The organism is Enterobacter quasihormaechei (genome assembly GCF_004331385.1).
GTDB classification, from domain to species: domain Bacteria; phylum Pseudomonadota; class Gammaproteobacteria; order Enterobacterales; family Enterobacteriaceae; genus Enterobacter; species Enterobacter quasihormaechei.
Window position 1 is genome coordinate 263,785 of sequence record NZ_SJON01000001.1, and the last position, 16,544, is coordinate 280,328.

At 57.4% G+C, this 16,544-nt stretch carries 15 protein-coding genes; 6 read left to right on the plus strand and 9 right to left on the minus strand.

Annotation, left to right across the window (positions count from 1 at the left end; all coding sequences use genetic code 11):
• Positions 1-450: 450 nt before the first annotated feature.
• The 4 genes from E0L16_RS01245 to E0L16_RS01260 all read right to left on the minus strand — a co-directional run bounded on the left by E0L16_RS01245 (position 451) and on the right by E0L16_RS01260 (position 3,250).
• Complete coding sequence (locus E0L16_RS01245) at positions 451-1,254, minus strand: PhzF family phenazine biosynthesis protein (RefSeq protein ID WP_131636132.1); 804 nt, start codon at positions 1,252-1,254, stop codon at positions 451-453.
• A complete protein-coding gene (locus tag E0L16_RS01250) occupies positions 1,244-1,912 on the minus strand; it encodes a helix-turn-helix transcriptional regulator (RefSeq protein ID WP_107534875.1) in 669 nt (222 codons plus the stop codon). Before E0L16_RS01250 ends, E0L16_RS01245 begins: the two co-directional genes overlap by 11 nt.
• A gap of 216 nt (positions 1,913-2,128) precedes the next feature.
• Positions 2,129-2,494, minus strand: a complete 366-nt coding sequence (locus E0L16_RS01255; protein ID WP_131636133.1) for a hypothetical protein — start codon at positions 2,492-2,494, stop codon at positions 2,129-2,131.
• A gap of 423 nt (positions 2,495-2,917) precedes the next feature.
• A complete protein-coding gene (locus E0L16_RS01260; RefSeq protein WP_131636134.1) occupies positions 2,918-3,250 on the minus strand; it encodes an SMR family transporter in 333 nt (110 codons plus the stop codon).
• Between the two features lie 301 nt (positions 3,251-3,551).
• Between E0L16_RS01260 and E0L16_RS01265 the strand changes: the two genes are divergently transcribed.
• Positions 3,552-4,004: an SgcJ/EcaC family oxidoreductase gene (locus tag E0L16_RS01265; RefSeq protein WP_063866013.1), complete on the plus strand. Its 453-nt coding sequence runs from the start codon at positions 3,552-3,554 to the stop codon at positions 4,002-4,004.
• Between the two features lie 40 nt (positions 4,005-4,044).
• On the opposite strand, the gene betA is transcribed toward E0L16_RS01265, so the two are convergent.
• Genes betA through betI form a run of 3 tightly spaced genes read right to left on the minus strand, consistent with a single transcriptional unit; the run spans position 4,045 to position 7,796 of the window.
• On the minus strand, positions 4,045-5,709 hold the full coding sequence (gene betA / locus E0L16_RS01270; RefSeq protein WP_131636135.1) for a choline dehydrogenase: 1,665 nt from the start codon (positions 5,707-5,709) through the stop codon (positions 4,045-4,047).
• Between the two features lie 13 nt (positions 5,710-5,722).
• Positions 5,723-7,195 (minus strand): betaine-aldehyde dehydrogenase, encoded by a 1,473-nt coding sequence (betB, locus tag E0L16_RS01275; RefSeq protein WP_131636136.1) that lies wholly within the window; start codon positions 7,193-7,195, stop codon positions 5,723-5,725.
• Between the two features lie 13 nt (positions 7,196-7,208).
• Positions 7,209-7,796, minus strand: a complete 588-nt coding sequence (gene betI / locus E0L16_RS01280) for a transcriptional regulator BetI (RefSeq protein WP_023334836.1) — start codon at positions 7,794-7,796, stop codon at positions 7,209-7,211.
• A 128-nt stretch (positions 7,797-7,924) separates the two neighbouring features.
• Here betI and betT point away from each other — a divergent pair, with 128 nt between their 5' ends.
• The 5 genes from betT (at position 7,925) to E0L16_RS01305 (ending at position 13,602) form a co-directional block, all read left to right on the plus strand.
• Entirely contained in the window at positions 7,925-9,958 is a 2,034-nt protein-coding gene (gene betT, locus E0L16_RS01285) for a choline BCCT transporter BetT (protein WP_063866018.1), read from the plus strand.
• Positions 9,959-10,200: 242 nt separating this feature from the next.
• The gene (locus E0L16_RS01290) at positions 10,201-11,112 is read left to right on the plus strand and encodes a metal ABC transporter substrate-binding protein (protein ID WP_131636137.1); all 912 of its coding nucleotides are present in this window, start codon (positions 10,201-10,203) and stop codon (positions 11,110-11,112) included.
• A 2-nt stretch (positions 11,113-11,114) separates the two neighbouring features.
• Positions 11,115-11,921: an iron/manganese ABC transporter ATP-binding protein SitB gene (gene sitB, locus E0L16_RS01295; protein ID WP_131636138.1), complete on the plus strand. Its 807-nt coding sequence runs from the start codon at positions 11,115-11,117 to the stop codon at positions 11,919-11,921.
• Positions 11,918-12,766: an iron/manganese ABC transporter permease subunit SitC gene (gene sitC / locus E0L16_RS01300; RefSeq protein WP_112792647.1), complete on the plus strand. Its 849-nt coding sequence runs from the start codon at positions 11,918-11,920 to the stop codon at positions 12,764-12,766. The genes sitB and sitC overlap by 4 nt, the downstream gene beginning before the upstream one ends.
• Positions 12,763-13,602, plus strand: a complete 840-nt coding sequence (locus E0L16_RS01305; protein ID WP_131636139.1) for a metal ABC transporter permease — start codon at positions 12,763-12,765, stop codon at positions 13,600-13,602. Before sitC ends, E0L16_RS01305 begins: the two co-directional genes overlap by 4 nt.
• On the opposite strand, the gene entD is transcribed toward E0L16_RS01305, so the two are convergent.
• Positions 13,538-14,230, minus strand: coding sequence for an enterobactin synthase subunit EntD (gene entD / locus E0L16_RS01310; RefSeq protein ID WP_131636255.1), 693 nt, complete (start codon positions 14,228-14,230; stop codon positions 13,538-13,540). The genes E0L16_RS01305 and entD overlap by 65 nt on opposite strands.
• 62 nt (positions 14,231-14,292) lie before the next feature.
• On the minus strand, positions 14,293-16,533 hold the full coding sequence (locus E0L16_RS01315; RefSeq protein ID WP_131636140.1) for a TonB-dependent siderophore receptor: 2,241 nt from the start codon (positions 16,531-16,533) through the stop codon (positions 14,293-14,295).
• Between the last annotated feature and the right edge of the window lie 11 nt (positions 16,534-16,544).

Below are 16,544 nucleotides of genomic sequence, written 5' to 3' on the forward strand. Positions count from 1 at the left end.
ATGCCTGTAATTAAAAAGACCACCGTGGCCGAATAAGGTTACTGACATTCACCTCATAAAAAAGGGAGATATCAGTAACACTGTATATATCAAAACCATAAACAGGAGCGTCACAATAACAACGCGACGTTCAAGGGGCGTAACGGCCGCTTTAGATCTTTCATCTGGTTTCGTTGACATGATTTTCTCTCATTTAGCCTGCGAGCGTTCTCTTAAGCCGTGACCACGCCAGTAATAGCGTGCCAGTGACAAATAAACAGCAAAAAAGCAGTTCAGGATAATATACCTGCGTAATGACCGCGTTATTTATTTTTCCCGAGCGCCAGGTTAAGCGTAAGGCGTCATTAACAGACCTCACGCTATTTAATAAAATATGAAGCGTTTATGATAATTCGCAGCAGTAACCCGACTGAACCCTTTCACCCGGGTTTACGCAGCACGTCCGTGTGCTTACAGAATAAAGGTTCCTTCAATCATCAGGCACGCTTTGCCTGAGAGTTCGACGCGTCCGTTGTCCTTAACATGGCAAATCAGTTCGCCTTTACGGCTTCCGCCCTGTTGCGCGCGCAACGTCTTCTTCGACAGTTTTTCGCTCCACAACGGTGCCAGAAAGGTGTGGGCAGAACCCGTCACCGGATCTTCATTTACTCCCACCTGCGGGCCGAACCAGCGGGAGCGAAAATCGAAGGTGCGTGAGGCGGCAGTAACCACCACGCCGCGCGTGTTAAACCTTTCCAGCGCGGAAAAATCAGGCTTCAGCGCATCCAGCCTGTCTTCATCATCAATGACGACGATGAGATCGGACGCCTGCCAGGTTTCTCCGGCGTTTTCCTCCAGCCCTAGCGCCTCAAACAACCCTTCCGGAGCGGTAATGCGGGACGGGATCGCCTGTGGGAAATCCAGCGTGTATTGCTCACCCTCCGAGGTGACGTTCAGCTCGCCGCTGCGGGTGAAAAAACGCACGCTTTCAGAGGCGTGGTCACGGCTCAAGAGAACGCTCGCAGCGGCAAGCGTCGCATGGCCGCAAAGATCCACTTCCACCGCAGGGGTGAACCAGCGAAGCGCGAAGCCGTCGTCCTGCTTAACCACAAACGCGGTCTCGGAAAGATTGTTTTCCGTAGCGATACGCTGGAGAACATGCGCGTCCGGCCAGGCGTCCAGCAGGCAGACGGCCGCGGGATTGCCCGTAAAGGGACCGTCAGAGAAGGCGTCAACCTGGTAAAACGGAATGCGCCGGGGAGTGTTATTTTTCACCCATCACCTCAAGATCGTTATAAACCGTATAGCGCGTCACGCCCAGGGCCTGCGCCGCGTGCTGGACGCCACCCCGCATTTTGAAAATGCCTTTCGCGTGCATTTCAGCAACTATTTTAAGCCGCTGCGCTTTCTGAACCTTTTTGCCCGGGACCGAATGTTTATCGATGATTTCCTGGATTGACTGCTCGATGATGCCGCCCAGGTTCATATCCTGCGGGTCTGAATCGGCAAGCGGGCTGCCCGTAATCGCGTCCAGGCACTTGCGCATTTGCTCGTAAGGAGAGGTATCGATATTGATGCAAAAGGCCATCAACGGTACGCCTTCCTCGCTGTAGTAAATTGTCGAGGCGCTGCTCAGGATCCGTCCGGATGCCGTGACGGTTTTATAATTTTTTACCGTGACCGGGGTGCTGTCCTTGCTGTTTTTAAGCAGCAGGGCAAATCCTTTGTCTTTTTCAGGGCCGGACAAAAGATTGTCACCCGCTTGTCTGCCGCTGACGTGCCCGTTGATGATTTTTACCACGGACTGATCTGGCATGGTGAGGTTGTGCAGGACTATCTCATGATTCGCCGACAACGTACCTGCAAGCGCTTCCATCGCCGCTTCCAGCGGCCCGGAAATCAGTTCAATTTGTTTGGCGTAATCTGATTTCATCGTTGTTCCTTTATGTTTGGCATGGTCAGATGTCGTGCTTAAAACCTCACTGACCTTAAAGTATATTGATAGTGTTTAATTATCAACAAAAAGTTGATAAATGTATTGAGAGCACACAGATTTTATGCCGTGTCAGGCGGTCGCTGATCAATTAAGGTATTAATATTTAAGGTAAAAAAAAAGCCTCTGATGAAAGAGGCTCAGGGGAACGTATTCTCAGCGGTTTTGAAGGGTATGACGCGTTTTGCCGTGAGGGCAGGACTTGAAAATGCAGCGGGTTGTGGTCGTACAATACGGATTTTCAGGTTCTCTGTCTCCCGGACAGCTGGACATATTGTGCATTACCCGCCAGAGCGTTGGGCTGTATTTATCAATCTGAATAATGTTCACCGAACGTAGTTGCCCGGAAATAACAAAGCCTTTGTTACTAACCTTAATGTTATCTCCGGGCTTGATAAGATAGTCGCCATTATACCAGAGCAGATATTTATGATTATGTTGTGTAACTATTTTAGTGAAAAACGTTCCAGTAATAGGGCTGACAATAGTCCCTAACGAAATCCATAATTTTGTTGTTTCCACTCATTTACCTTTTTAACAAATTTTATACTCTTTGAAGGCAGTTTAGCTACCTCCGTAAAGAGTACATAATAGATATTGCCTATCCATCGGATTAACGCCGATATGCATCGACTAATTCTTCTGTCAAATATATCGGCAATAATTTACATTAATAAAACGTTACGTTGAAATTTTCACAAAAACGTCTTCACGGTGTTGATGCAGGCGAAGGATATAGGGAGAGTCTGATTAATGCTCATCCCAGAGAGACAGCACCTCCTCGACGCTTCTTACCCCATCGCGAAAAAAATTAACATGACGCTTTTCGATATAAAGAATTTCAAGCGTTAACACCAGAAAGAGAAACACAACGAAGCAGATTAAAAGATTTTTGATCATAAAGTGTACCGGGCGACGTGATACCTGACGGGATAAAGCTGCCGCTCAGTGCCCTGTTGAATTCGAAAACAGATTTATCACCATCACGCCGGCAATAATAAGGCCTATTCCTGTCAGGGCCGCCATATCCAGCTTTTGATCATAAATAATCCATCCTGCCAGGCTAATCAGTACGATCCCGGCCCCTGACCACACCGCATAAATAATTCCCGTTGGGATTGTTCTCATGGGGAAGGTTAATGACCAGAACGCAATGATGTAAAACATCACCGTGATGACGGAGGGCCACAACCGGGTGAAGCTGTCGGATAGTTTTAATGCCGTCGTCGCAATGACTTCAGATGCGATTGATAATAAAAGAAAAAGATAGGTATTCATTCAGATGCCTGTTTTTAGATACTCCGGTTTCCTAGGTGGGGGGAAAAATATTATCAACAACAAGTTGTAAATTAAACCAATTGTTTAATTTGTGTGAGCCAGCGCACCTTCTCTGGCCTGAAGGATGGCAGCCGGAGAAGGGCTGAGGGGAACACTCAGAGGACGGTCACTCGATTGGATATAATTTGACCTAATTTGTCGTTCTGTAAAAAACGTAATAATAAGTAATGGATATTGTCACGCAGCGGGATAATCGGGATAGTGCGCTTCACAGGAAAAAACCACATAAGGAAAATGGTTTATGAAAACGTTCGTTTCTCTTACCGTACTTCTCGGTGTTGCCTCAACTTCTGCTTTTGCCGCGAGCGCGCCTGACTGCGTAAAAGCGGATAATCAGCAAATTGAAGCGCTTTTTGATAAATGGAATGCCTCACTCCAGACTGGGGATGCCCATAAGGTCGCGGAGAATTACCTGAGCGATGCGGTTTTACTGCCGACCATATCCAATCAGGTCCGGCTGACCGATCAGGAGCGCGTGGATTACTTCCAGGATTTTCTGAAGAAGAAGCCGTTTGGGAAAATTGATAGCCGCACCATTCGTCTCGGCTGCAATAAAGCGATTGATACAGGGACCTACACGTTTACCTTTGCCGATAAAACGTCCGTGACCGCACGTTATACCTTCACCTACGCGTGGGATGGAAAAGCGTGGAAAATTTCATCGCACCACTCTTCAGCGATGCCAGAAGGGTAAATTCTGTCCCCCTCGCCCTGGCGGGGAGAGGGGGAATGTCTTATCGGCGAACCGGCGCGCCATTCGCCACGTAATACGCCGCCGTGCTCTTCGCCAGCGGCTCGCGCCCGCGAATGGCATCAGCAATTTTCTCACCGATCATAATCGTGGTGGCGTTCAGGTTGCCGGTAATAATCTGCGGCATGATCGACGCATCCACCACGCGTAATCCTTCCAGCCCGTGAACGCGGCCTTCACCGTCAACCACCGCCATCTCGTCATAGCCCATTTTGCAGGTGCCGCACGGATGGAAGGCGGTTTCAGCATGGTTACGCACGAACTCGTCCAGCTGTTCGTCGGTCTGGCATTCGACGCCCGGGCTGATTTCACGACCGCGGTATTTGTCCAGCGCCGGCTGGTGCATGATCTCGCGGGTGATGCGGATCGCGTCGCGGAACTCCTGCCAGTCCTGCTCGTGGGACATATAGTTAAACAGGATCGCCGGATGCTGGTGCGGATCGCGAGATGTAATGCGCACGTGCCCGCGGCTCGGGGAGCGCATGGAGCCGACGTGGCACTGGAAGCCGTGTTCCTTCACCGCGTTCGAGCCGTTGTAGTTAATCGCTACCGGCAGGAAGTGGTACTGAATGTTCGGCCACGCGAACTCCTCGCGGCTGCGGATAAACCCGCCCGCTTCGAAGTGGTTGCTCGCACCTACGCCGGTGCCGCCAAACAGCCACTCCGCGCCAATCTTCGGCTGGTTCCACCATTGCAGGGCAGGGTAGAGGGAAACCGGCTCCTTACATTCATACTGGAGGTACATCTCCAGGTGATCCTGCAAGTTTTCCCCCACGCCGGGTAAATCATGCACCAGCGGGATATCGAACTGCTTCAGCAGCTCAGCGTTGCCCACGCCGGAACGCTGGAGGATCTGCGGAGACGCAATGGCGCCTGCGCACAGGAGAACTTCTTTATTCGCCGTCGCTTTTGACGGAATGGTGCTTTCGCCTTCCAGCCACTCAACGCCCGCCGCGCGCTTGCCGTCAAAAATAATGTGATCGGTCATGGCGTGGGTGCGGATGGTCAGGTTAGGACGCGGTTTTGCCTGGTCCAGATAGCCGCGCGCGGTGCTGGCGCGTCGGCCCTGCGGCGTGACCGTGCGGTCCATCGGGCCAAAGCCTTCCTGCTGGTAGCCGTTGAGATCATCGGTGCGCGGATAGCCCGCCTGCACGCCTGCTTCCACCATTGCTTCAAACAGCGGGTTCACGCCCGGCTTAGAGGTGGTGACGCTCACCGGACCGTCGCCGCCGTGGTAGTCGTTCGGCCCCACGTCGCGGGTCTCCGCCTTGCGGTAGTAGGGCAGACAGTTGAGGTAGCTCCAGTGCTCCAGACCCGGTTCTTTCGCCCAGTTGTCCAGATCCATCGCGTTGCCGCGCACGTAGCACATGCCGTTGATCAGCGACGAGCCGCCCAGCCCTTTTCCGCGTCCGCACTCCATGCGGCGGTTGTTCATGAAAGGCTCTGGCTCAGTTTCATACGCCCAGTTGTAGCGCTTGCCCTGGAGCGGGAAGGCCAGCGCGGCGGGCATCTGGGTGCGGAAATCAAAGCGGTAGTCCGGCCCGCCCGCCTCAAGCAGCAGGACGGAGGTGTTCGGATCTTCAGTCAGTCGTGTAGCCAGTACGTTGCCGGCAGAGCCGGCCCCGATAATGATGTAGTCAAATTGCAAATAAACCTCCCGGTTAAAATATGGACTGGAATTTACCCATCTCAACCTGGATGGACTTCACCTGGGTGTAGCTCTGAAGCGTCATCACGCCGTTTTCGCGGCCAATGCCGGAGTGCTTGTAGCCGCCAACCGGCATCTCCGCGGCGGATTCACCCCAGGTGTTGATCCAGCAGATGCCCGCTTCGAGCTGATGAATCGCGCCGTGCGCGCGGTTCAGATCGGCGGTGACGATGCCCGCCGCCAGACCGTAGTCGGTATCGTTGGCGCGGCGAATGGCTTCTTCATCGCTTTCATAGGTGAGGATGGACATCACCGGGCCGAAGATCTCTTCGCGCACGATGGTCATCTCATCGGTGCAGTCGGTGAACACGGTCGGGGCTACCCACGCGCCGTTATCAAACCCGTCGCCCTTCAGCACGTCGCCGCCACACAGCACGCGCGCGCCTTCTTCTTTACCTTTGGCGATGTAGCGCATCACGCTGTCGCGGTGCGGGAAGCTGACCATCGGGCCAAAGTTGGTGCTTTCATCGAACAGATCGCCCGCGCGGATGCGGCCCACGCGCTCTACGATTTTCTGTTCAAACGCGGCCTTATATTTTGCAGGCACGAACACGCGGGTGCCGTTGGTGCACACCTGTCCGGAACTGAAGAAGTTGGCCATCATGGCGATGTCTGCGGCGAGATCCAGATCCGCATCGTCAAACACTATCAGCGGAGATTTGCCGCCCAGCTCCATCGTCACCTCTTTAAGGGACGAGGCTGCGGAGTTAGCCATCACCTTTTTGCCGCTGGCGACGCCGCCGGTGAAGGAGACTTTGGCAATGCCCGGATGCTCGGTCAGGTACTGGCCGGTTTCCGCGCCCACGCCCGGCAGGACGTTAAACACGCCGTCCGGCAGGCCCGCTTCGGTGTAGATTTCCGCCAGTTTCAGGGCGGTGAGCGGCGTCACTTCGCTCGGCTTGAAGATCATCGCGTTGCCCGCCGCCAGCGCCGGGGCGGATTTCCACAGGGCGATCTGGATCGGGTAGTTCCACGCGCCGATGCCCGCCACCACGCCCAGCGGTTCGCGGCGGGTGTAGACGAATGAGGTGTCGCGCAGCGGGATCTGGCTGCCTTCCAGCGCCGGGATCAGCCCCGCGTAGTACTCCAGCACGTCCGCGCCGGTGACGATGTCGACGGTCGAGGTTTCAGAAAACGCCTTACCGGTGTCGAGGGTTTCAAGCTTCGCCAGCGCGTCGTTGCGCTCGCGCAGGATATCAACGGCGCGACGCAGGATGCGCGAGCGCTCCATGGCGGTCATCGCCGCCCAGATTTTTTGCCCGCGCGTTGCGCTCGCTACGGCGCGGTCCACGTCTTCACGCCCGGCGGCCTGCACGCTCGCCAGAACTTCACCGTTGGCCGGGTTGATGGTCTCGAAGGTGCGACCGCTGGTGGCGGATGTATAACCACCATTTATATAAAGCTGCTGTTCTGCCATTCGGGACATGCTTCCTCCTCGGTTATTCGGTCGGTAAATGCTGGCTGATAAAGTGGCTGGTGAGCGATTGCGCGAGGGTTTTGTCCAGCGGTTTGCCGCTCAGCGCGGCGCGCAGCCACAGCCCGTCAATCAGCGCGGCGAGCCCGTAGCCCGCCTCTTCAGCCTGTTCACGCGGCAGCTCGCGGCGGAACTCGTACACCAGGTTTGAGAGCAACCGGCGGCTGCTGACCTGCTGCAAACGGTAGAGCATCGGCTGATGCATGCTGCTCGCCCAGAAGGCCAGCCAGGCCTTCATCGCCGCGCCGCTGACCTGGGTTTCATCAAAATTGCCGCCAACAATCGCCTGCAAACGCTGCTCCGCGCTGCCGTTCGGCAGGGCGCGTAAGCGGCTTAATACCGCGTCGCGCAGCTGGCCGGTGATGTCGCGCATGGTCGCTTCCAGCAGGCCGTTTTTATCTTTGAAATAGTGGCTGATGATCCCCGTGGACACGCCCGCCCGACGGGCGATCTGCGCGATGGTTGCGTCATGCATTCCCACTTCATTAATTGCTTCCAGCGTGGCGTCGATAAGCTGCCTGCGCCGGATCGGCTGCATCCCCACTTTGGGCATTTTTGCCACTCCATTCATCAGCGTTGGTAATCTATTAAAGCGGTTTTTGATTGGACGTTCAATATAAAATGTGTCTTAATTGTTGCGATTTTGGATTTCAATAGTTACAAAAACAGTGGGGATACTGGATGACAGACCTTTCACAAGACAGAGAAAAAGACAAAATCAACCCGGTCGTTTTTTATACGTCCGCCGGGCTGATTTTGTTGTTTTCCCTGACGACCATTTTCTTTAGCGATTTTTCTGCCGAGTGGATTGGCCGCACCCTGAACTGGGTGTCGAAGACCTTCGGCTGGTACTACCTGCTGGCGGCGACGCTCTATATCGTCTTCGTGGTCTGCATTGCCTGCTCGCGCTTTGGCTCGGTGAAGCTTGGGCCAGAGCAGTCCAAGCCCGAGTTCAGCCTGCTGAGCTGGGCGGCGATGCTGTTTGCCGCGGGCATCGGCATCGATCTGATGTTCTTCTCGGTGGCCGAACCGGTCACGCAGTATATGCAGCCGCCGGAAGGGGCGGGGCAGACGATGGAGGCCGCGCGACAGGCGATGGTCTGGACGCTGTTCCACTACGGCCTGACAGGATGGTCGATGTATGCCCTGATGGGGATGGCGCTCGGATACTTTAGCTATCGTTATAATTTGCCCCTCACCATCCGCTCCGCGTTGTACCCGATTTTCGGGAAAAGGATTAACGGCCCGATTGGCCACAGCGTCGATATCGCGGCGGTCATTGGCACCATCTTCGGCATCGCGACGACGCTCGGCATTGGCGTGGTCCAGCTCAACTATGGGCTGAGCGTGCTGTTTGATATCCCGGATTCAATGGCGGCGAAAGCGGCACTGATTGCGCTCTCGGTGATTATCGCCACCATTTCGGTGACCTCCGGCGTGGATAAGGGCATCCGCGTGCTCTCTGAGCTAAACGTGGCGCTGGCGCTGGGCCTGATCCTGTTCGTGCTGTTTATGGGCGACACGTCGTTCCTGCTCAACGCTCTGGTACTGAACGTGGGGGACTACGTGAACCGCTTCATGGGCATGACGCTGAACAGCTTCGCCTTTGACCGCCCGGTGGAGTGGATGAACAACTGGACCCTGTTCTTCTGGGCATGGTGGGTCGCATGGTCGCCGTTTGTCGGCCTGTTCCTGGCGCGTATTTCGCGCGGGCGCACCATTCGTCAGTTTGTGATGGGCACCCTGATCATCCCGTTCACCTTTACCCTGCTGTGGCTGTCGATTTTCGGCAACAGCGCGCTGCACGAGATCATCCACGGCAACGCAACCTTTGCCCAGGAAGCGATGGCGCATCCGGAGCGCGGCTTCTACAGCCTGCTGGCGCAGTATCCGGCGTTTACCTTTAGCGCCTCGGTAGCGACCATTACCGGCCTGCTGTTTTACGTCACCTCGGCGGATTCCGGCGCGCTGGTGCTGGGGAACTTCACCTCGAAGCTGAAGGACATCAACAGCGACGCGCCGAACTGGCTGCGCATCTTCTGGTCCGTCGCCATCGGCCTGCTGACGCTCGGCATGCTGATGACCAACGGCATTTCGGCGTTGCAGAACACCACGGTGATCATGGGCCTGCCGTTCAGCTTTGTGATCTTCTTCGTGATGGCCGGGCTGTATAAATCGCTCAAGGTAGAAGACTACCGCCGCGAAAGCGCCAGCCGCGACACCGCGCCGCGGCCGATGGGCGCCCAGGACCGGCTGAGCTGGAAGAAGCGCCTGTCGCGCCTGATGAACTACCCGGGCACGCGCTACACCAGCCAGATGATGGAAACCGTCTGCTTCCCGGCGATGGAAGAGGTGGCGCAGGAGCTGAAGCTGCGCGGTGCGTACGTGGAGCTGAAAAACCTGCCGCCGGAGGAGGGCGAAACCCTGGGGCACCTGGATCTGCTGGTGCACATGGGCGACGAGCAGAACTTTGTCTATCAGATCTGGCCGCAGCAGTACTCGGTGCCTGGGTTTACCTACCGGGCGCGCAGCGGGAAATCAACCTACTACCGGCTGGAGACGTTCCTGCTGGAAGGTAGCCAGGGGAATGATTTGATGGATTACAGCAAGGAGCAGGTGATTACGGACATTCTGGACCAGTATGAACGGCACCTGAACTTTATCCATCTGCACAGGGAAGCGCCGGGGAATAGCGTGATGTTCCCGGATGTCTAAGTAATGACAAACTCCTTTAATTAAAAATCCAGCCATTTTTTTGCCGGGTGGCGCTGCGCTTACCCGGCCTACAAAACTCCAAAACTGCTTTTCCGTAGGCCTGATAAGCGAAGCGCCATCAGGCACGCCCTTCATTGACATAACTTTAATGATAACCATTTTCATTTAAATATAGCCTGTGCTATACCTTATAGCACGGGCTAATTTTGCTTTGAATTTAACCACCTCAGGAGACTTCTGCGATGCACCCACTGCAAGGATTAAAGCGTCTGTTGCTCGGCGCGCTGCTTACGGCTACGACCAGCACGGGCGCGCTGGCGGCTGAAAAGTTCCAGGTCATCACCACCTTTACCGTCATCGCGGATATGGCGAAAAACGTGGCGGGGGATGCCGCAGACGTCACCTCCATCACCAAACCGGGCGCTGAAATCCATGAGTACCAGCCGACACCGGGGGATATCAAACGCGCGCAAAAGGCGCAGCTGATCCTGGCGAACGGCATGAATCTGGAGCTGTGGTTCCAGCGTTTTTATCAGCATCTGAACGGCGTGCCGGAGGTGATTGTCACCCAGGGCATTACGCCGATGGGCATCAGCGAGGGGCCGTACGACGGCAAGCCCAACCCGCACGCGTGGATGTCGCCGGACAATGCGCTGATTTACGTCGATAATATCCGCGACGCGCTGGTGAAGTACGACCCGGCGAATGCGCAGACGTATCAGCGCAACGCCGAAGCCTACAAGCAGAAGATCGTCGCGACCCTCGAACCGCTGCGCAAGCAGGTAGCGGCTATCCCGGAAGACAAGCGCTGGATGGTGACCAGCGAGGGCGCCTTCTCCTATCTGGCGCGGGATCTGGGCATGAAGGAACTTTACCTGTGGCCGATCAACGCCGATCGGCAGGGGACGCCGCAGCAGGTGCGCAAGGTGATCGATCTGGTGAAGAAACATCGCATCCCGGCGGTATTCAGCGAAAGCACGGTTTCCGATAAGCCGGCGCGTCAGGTGGCGCGGGAAACCGGCGCCCAGTACGGCGGCGTGCTGTACGTCGACTCCCTGAGCGCGGAAAACGGCCCGGTGCCGACCTATATCGACCTGCTGAACGTGACCACCCGCACGCTGGTGCAGGGCATTCGCGACGGCATGAAGGAGTGACCATGCAAAAGGGGATTGTCGTTACGGACGTGACCGTGACCTACCGCAACGGCCACACGGCGCTGCGCAATGCGTCGTTCAGCGTGCCCGGCGGATCGATTGCCGCGCTGGTGGGGGTCAACGGCTCCGGCAAGTCCACGCTGTTTAAGGCGGTGATGGGTTTTGTGCGGGCGGCGAGCGGCAGCATCACCCTCCATGGGCTGCCGCCTCACCGGGCGCTACGCCAGAACCTGGTCGCCTACGTGCCGCAGTCGGAAGAGGTCGACTGGTCGTTTCCGGTGCTGGTCGAGGACGTAGTGATGATGGGCCGCTACGGGCATATGGGATTTCTGCGGCGGCCTAAAGCGCAGGATCGGCAGATCGTAACCGACGCCCTGAAGCGCGTGGATATGCTCGAGCTGCGCCATCGGCAGATTGGCGAGCTCTCCGGCGGGCAAAAGAAGCGCGTCTTCCTGGCGCGGGCGATTGCCCAGCAGGGCGAGGTGATCCTGCTCGACGAGCCGTTTACCGGCGTGGACGTTAAAACCGAAGCCAGAATCATCAGCCTGCTGCGCGAGTTGCGCGATGAGGGCAAAACCATGCTGGTCTCGACCCACAATTTAGGCTCGGTCACGGAGTTTTGCGATTACACGGTGATGGTCAAAGGCACCGTGCTGGCGAGCGGTCCGACGGAAACCACCTTTACCGCCGAAAACCTTGAGCGCGCCTTCAGCGGCGTGCTGCGCCACGTGGTGCTCAGCGGCTCGGAAGAACGCATCATCACCGACGACGAGCGGCCCTTCGTCACGCACCGGCAGGAGGCCAAATGAACGCGCTTCTTGAACCCTTCGGCTATGAGTACATGCTCAACGCGATGTGGGTCTCGGCGATGGTGGGCGGGCTGTGCGCGTTTCTCTCCTGCTACCTGATGCTCAAAGGCTGGTCGCTGATCGGCGATGCGCTCTCGCACTCCATCGTGCCGGGCGTGGCGGGGGCTTACATGCTCGGGCTGCCTTTCTCGCTGGGGGCGTTTTTATCGGGCGGGCTGGCGGCGGGCAGCATGCTGTTTCTCAACCAGCGCAGCCGCCTGAAGGAGGACGCCATCATCGGGCTGATCTTCTCCTCCTTTTTCGGGCTGGGGCTGTTTATGGTCTCGCTCAACCCGACCTCGGTGAATATTCAGACCATCGTGCTCGGCAATATTCTGGCTATCGCCCCGGAGGATATCGTCCAGCTGGCGATTATCGGCGTGGTGTCGATGGTTATCCTGCTGTTCAAATGGAAAGATCTGATGGTGACCTTTTTTGATGAGAACCACGCCCGCGCCATCGGCCTGCGCCCGGCGCGCCTGAAGGTTCTGTTCTTCACGCTGCTGGCGGTCTCCACCGTGGCGGCGCTGCAAACCGTCGGCGCGTTTCTGGTGATTTGCCTGGTGGTTACGCCCGGCGCAACCGCGTGGCTGCTCACCGACCGCTTCCCGCGCCTGCTGATGATTGCCGTCGCCATTGGCAGCCTCACCAGCTTCCTCGGCGCGTGGGCCAGTTATTATCTGGACGGTGCCACCGGCGGCATTATTGTGGTCGCCCAGACGCTGCTATTCCTGCTGGCGTTCGTCTTTGCGCCGAAGCACGGGCTGCTCGCCAGCCGCCGTCGCGCGAAGGAGGCACACCCATGATGGCGCTGCTCCTTGAACCCTTCCAGTTTGCGTTCATGAATAACGCGCTGCTGATTTCACTTCTGGTAGCCGTGCCCTGCGCGCTGCTGTCGGTTTTTCTGGTGCTCAAAGGCTGGGCGCTGATGGGCGATGCCATGAGCCACGCGGTGTTTCCCGGCGTGGTGCTGGCGTGGGTGATGGGCCTGCCGCTGGCGGTGGGTGCATTCGTTGCCGGTCTGTTCTGCGCGATCGCCACCGGCTACCTGAAGGACAACAGCCGGATCAAGCAGGATACGGTGATGGGGATTGTCTTTTCCGGGATGTTCGGCGCCGGGCTGATCCTCTATATCGCCGTCAAGCCTGAGGTGCATCTCGACCACATTCTGTTCGGCGATATGCTGGGCATTAACGGGATGGACATACTGCAAAGCGGTCTCGTCGCGGGGGTGATCGCGCTGGTGATTGGCCTGAAGTGGCGCGATTTCCTGCTGTTCTGCTTTGACTATCAGCAGGCGCAGGCGAGCGGCCTGCGCGCCCGATGGCTGCACTACGGCTTACTGTGCATGGTTTCGCTGACCATCGTGGCGACGCTGAAGGCGGTGGGGATCATTCTGTCGATTTCGCTGCTGATTGCCCCCGGCGCGGTGGCGGTGCTGATCGCCCGACGCTTTCACATGGCGCTGCTGGTGGCAGTGGCGGTATCAGTACTGGTGTCGGTCAGCGGCGTGTATGCCTCGTTTTATCTCGACAGCGCGCCCGCGCCGACCATCGTGGTGCTGTTCGCGGTGGTGTTTATCGTGACGTTTGTGGTGACCAGCGTGAAGGCGCGTCGGCAGGAACGTGTGACAGCAGGGTGATCGCCTGCTCGCCCTGCTGCTGCCAGTGCAGGGTGAAGGCGGTGCCTTCGTTAAAGCCTGCCAGTTGACGGGTCAACGCCAGCGTGAGCGTCTTATTGTCGAGCAAGGTGACGCGGGCGCTGTCAAAACCCATATATGCCTGCACCTGGGGAAAGAGGGCCTTGAACAGGCTCTCTTTGGCGCTGAAAACCAGCGTCAGGGCGAGGGCGAACGGGTATCCCGAGTGGGAAAGCACGCGCTCCTCCTGGGCATCTATAATGCCGTCCTTAATTTCTCTGGCTTCATTTTCGGGCAGGAGGGTTTCGCAGTCGATGCCGATGAGCGCGTGTCGATCGCTAACCACTACCGCCATGGCCTGGGTGCCGCTGTGGGTGATGCTGCCGGAAATTCCGTCCGACCAGAGCGGTTCCCCGCTGGGGCCGATAGCGGGAACGGTGTGGTCAGGCAAGGCGTGCGCGGCGGCGATGCGTCCTGCCAGATGGTCAGCCTTGCGTTTACGTCCGGCATCAGCGAGCTGGGCGTGATGGGGAAGCCAGAGGAGATCGGCGTCGGTGAAGGTGGCGGGGGCGAAGGTGATGCGGTGGAGGATGAGGCCGGCGAGAGAAAATGTGCTGTGGGTGGTGTGCATGGTTTTTCCCCTCACCCTGACCCTCTCCCCGGAGGGGAGAGGGAAGGATTGACTTCAGTGCCTTAAAAACGCGTATTCACGCTCATGTACCAGGTGCGACCCGGTTCATTATACGTGTAGGCACCCGCACCGTACATATACGCACCGGTGGTGGCATTTCCGGTCGTCTGGGCATTACCCGCGCGCCACTGGCGCTTGTCGAAGACGTTGTCCACGCCGCCGGTCAGGCTGACGTTTTTGGTCATGTCCCAGGTGGCGCTCAGGCCAACGATGCTGTACGGGCTGACTTCATCTTTCTCAGACCCGGTCACCGGCTGACCTTTGTAGTTGTACTTCTTCGGCTGCTGCTTGCCGTACCAGGTGAAGGTCGACTGCAATGACACGTCCTGGTGCACCTGCCAGCTCAGGGTCGAGTTCAGCGTGTACTCCGGAATGATCGACAGACGGTCGCCGGTCTCCTTGTTCTTGCTTTGCAGCATATAGGTGATGTTGTTGGTCCAGTTGATGGTGTCGCTGACCGGCACGTTCAGGGAGCCTTCCAGACCTTCCACCACCGCCTTCGGCACGTTTTCCCACTGGTAGATATCGGTGGTGACTTTACCGGTGGAGGTCTGGCCAATCGGCGCGTAGCCCGCTTCAATCTTGTTGCGGTAGTCGTTGCGGAACCAGGTCACGCCCGCCAGCCAGCCGTCGCGTTTCCACTCCAGGCCAATCTCTTTGTTGATGCTGGTTTCCGCTTTCAGATCGTCGTTACCCATCATGTAGCAGCCCACGCCGTCGGAACTGGCGTAGCAACCCTGGCCTTTACTGTACAACAGGTAGTTCGGGTTGGTCTGGTACAGGCTTGGCGCTTTATAAGCGCGCGCAATCCCCATCTTCAGGGTGAAGTCATCCCCCAGACCCTGCGACAGGTTCAGGGACGGGCTCCAGTTATTGCCCACGATGGTGTGGTGATCGAAGCGCAGGGCAGGGGTCAGCATGGTGCTGTCGGTCAGCTCCATGTTGTTCTCAGCGAACAGGGAGAAGATCTCCGCTGACGTGTACGGGCTACGGTCTTCGCTCATGCCCGGGATGGTGCCACCCTGCTGGGTTTGCGTGAAGGAGGTTGAATCCTTCATCCGCTGCTGGTTCCACTCGGTGCCGAGCGTCAGGTTCTGGTTCACAATGAAATCAATCGGCAGGTTGATTTCGCTGTGCAGCATCACGTCGGCCAGATCGGTATCGGTGAATTTATTGCTGTTGAACAGGCCTTCCAGACCGCCCGCCAGCCCTTCGCCCAGGCGGGAGTTGCGGGTGTGTTCGTACTGCGCCCAGTTGCTGGTGGTAATGCCGTTATCCCAGCCGCCGTTCCAGGTCACGGCGAAGTTCTGGCGATAAATACGGTTGGTCTCTTTGCCGTAGTTTTTCTTCACCAGCGCGTTGTCGTTGTTGGTGTTCTGCGTGTCACCCGCATACAGGTTGTTCTGGCGGCTGTAGCCCGCTTCAAACTCCAGCGACTGCATCGGCGCGAAGTCCCAGCGCACCACGCCGTTGATGTCTTTGTTCTCTACACCCTCGCGGCCCGCGGGCAGGGTGTTGGCGTAAGCGCCCGTGCGGTCAGACTGATGACCCTGGTTAATGTCCCACGCGTCGGCCTGGGTTTTGTCCAGGTTACCGAACATGCGGAAGCTGAAGTCGCCGCCCAGCGGGCCGCTCAGGCTGAAGTTGGTGCGCTTGGTAGAACCTTCGTCTTTATGTTCTGGCGCGTTCAGGTAGGTGTTCCAGGAGCCGTGCCACTGGTCGTCGAATTTTTTGGTGATGATGTTCACCACGCCGCCCGCCGCGCCGTTACCGTAGCGGGCAGCGGCCGGGCCGCGGATCACTTCGATGCGCTCGATCATCTCCGGCGGCACCCAGCCGGTATCGCCGCGGGTATCACGCTCGCCGCGCCAGCCCAGGCGAATCGAGTTGCGGCTGGTGACGGGCTTGCCGTCGATCAGGATCAGGGTGTTTTCCGGGCCCATGCCGCGAATGTCGATCTGACGGTTGTTCCCGCGCTGGCCGCTGGTGGAGTTCCCGGTCAGGTTAACGCCCGGCATGGTGCGGATGATTTCCGCCACGTCCCGCGCGGGCGGGTTTTTGCGGATCTCATCGGCGGTGATGGTCGACACGCCTGGCGCCTGCAAATTCTGCTCGGCGGCGGTGATCACCATGGTGTCTTCGTGCTGCGCGGAGGCGGCGTAGTCGTCTGCCATGGCGGGCAGCGCGACGCCATAAATCCCTAAATTGACCAGCAAGGCCAGAGAGTGAATCTTCTTATTCATTGTACGTCCCG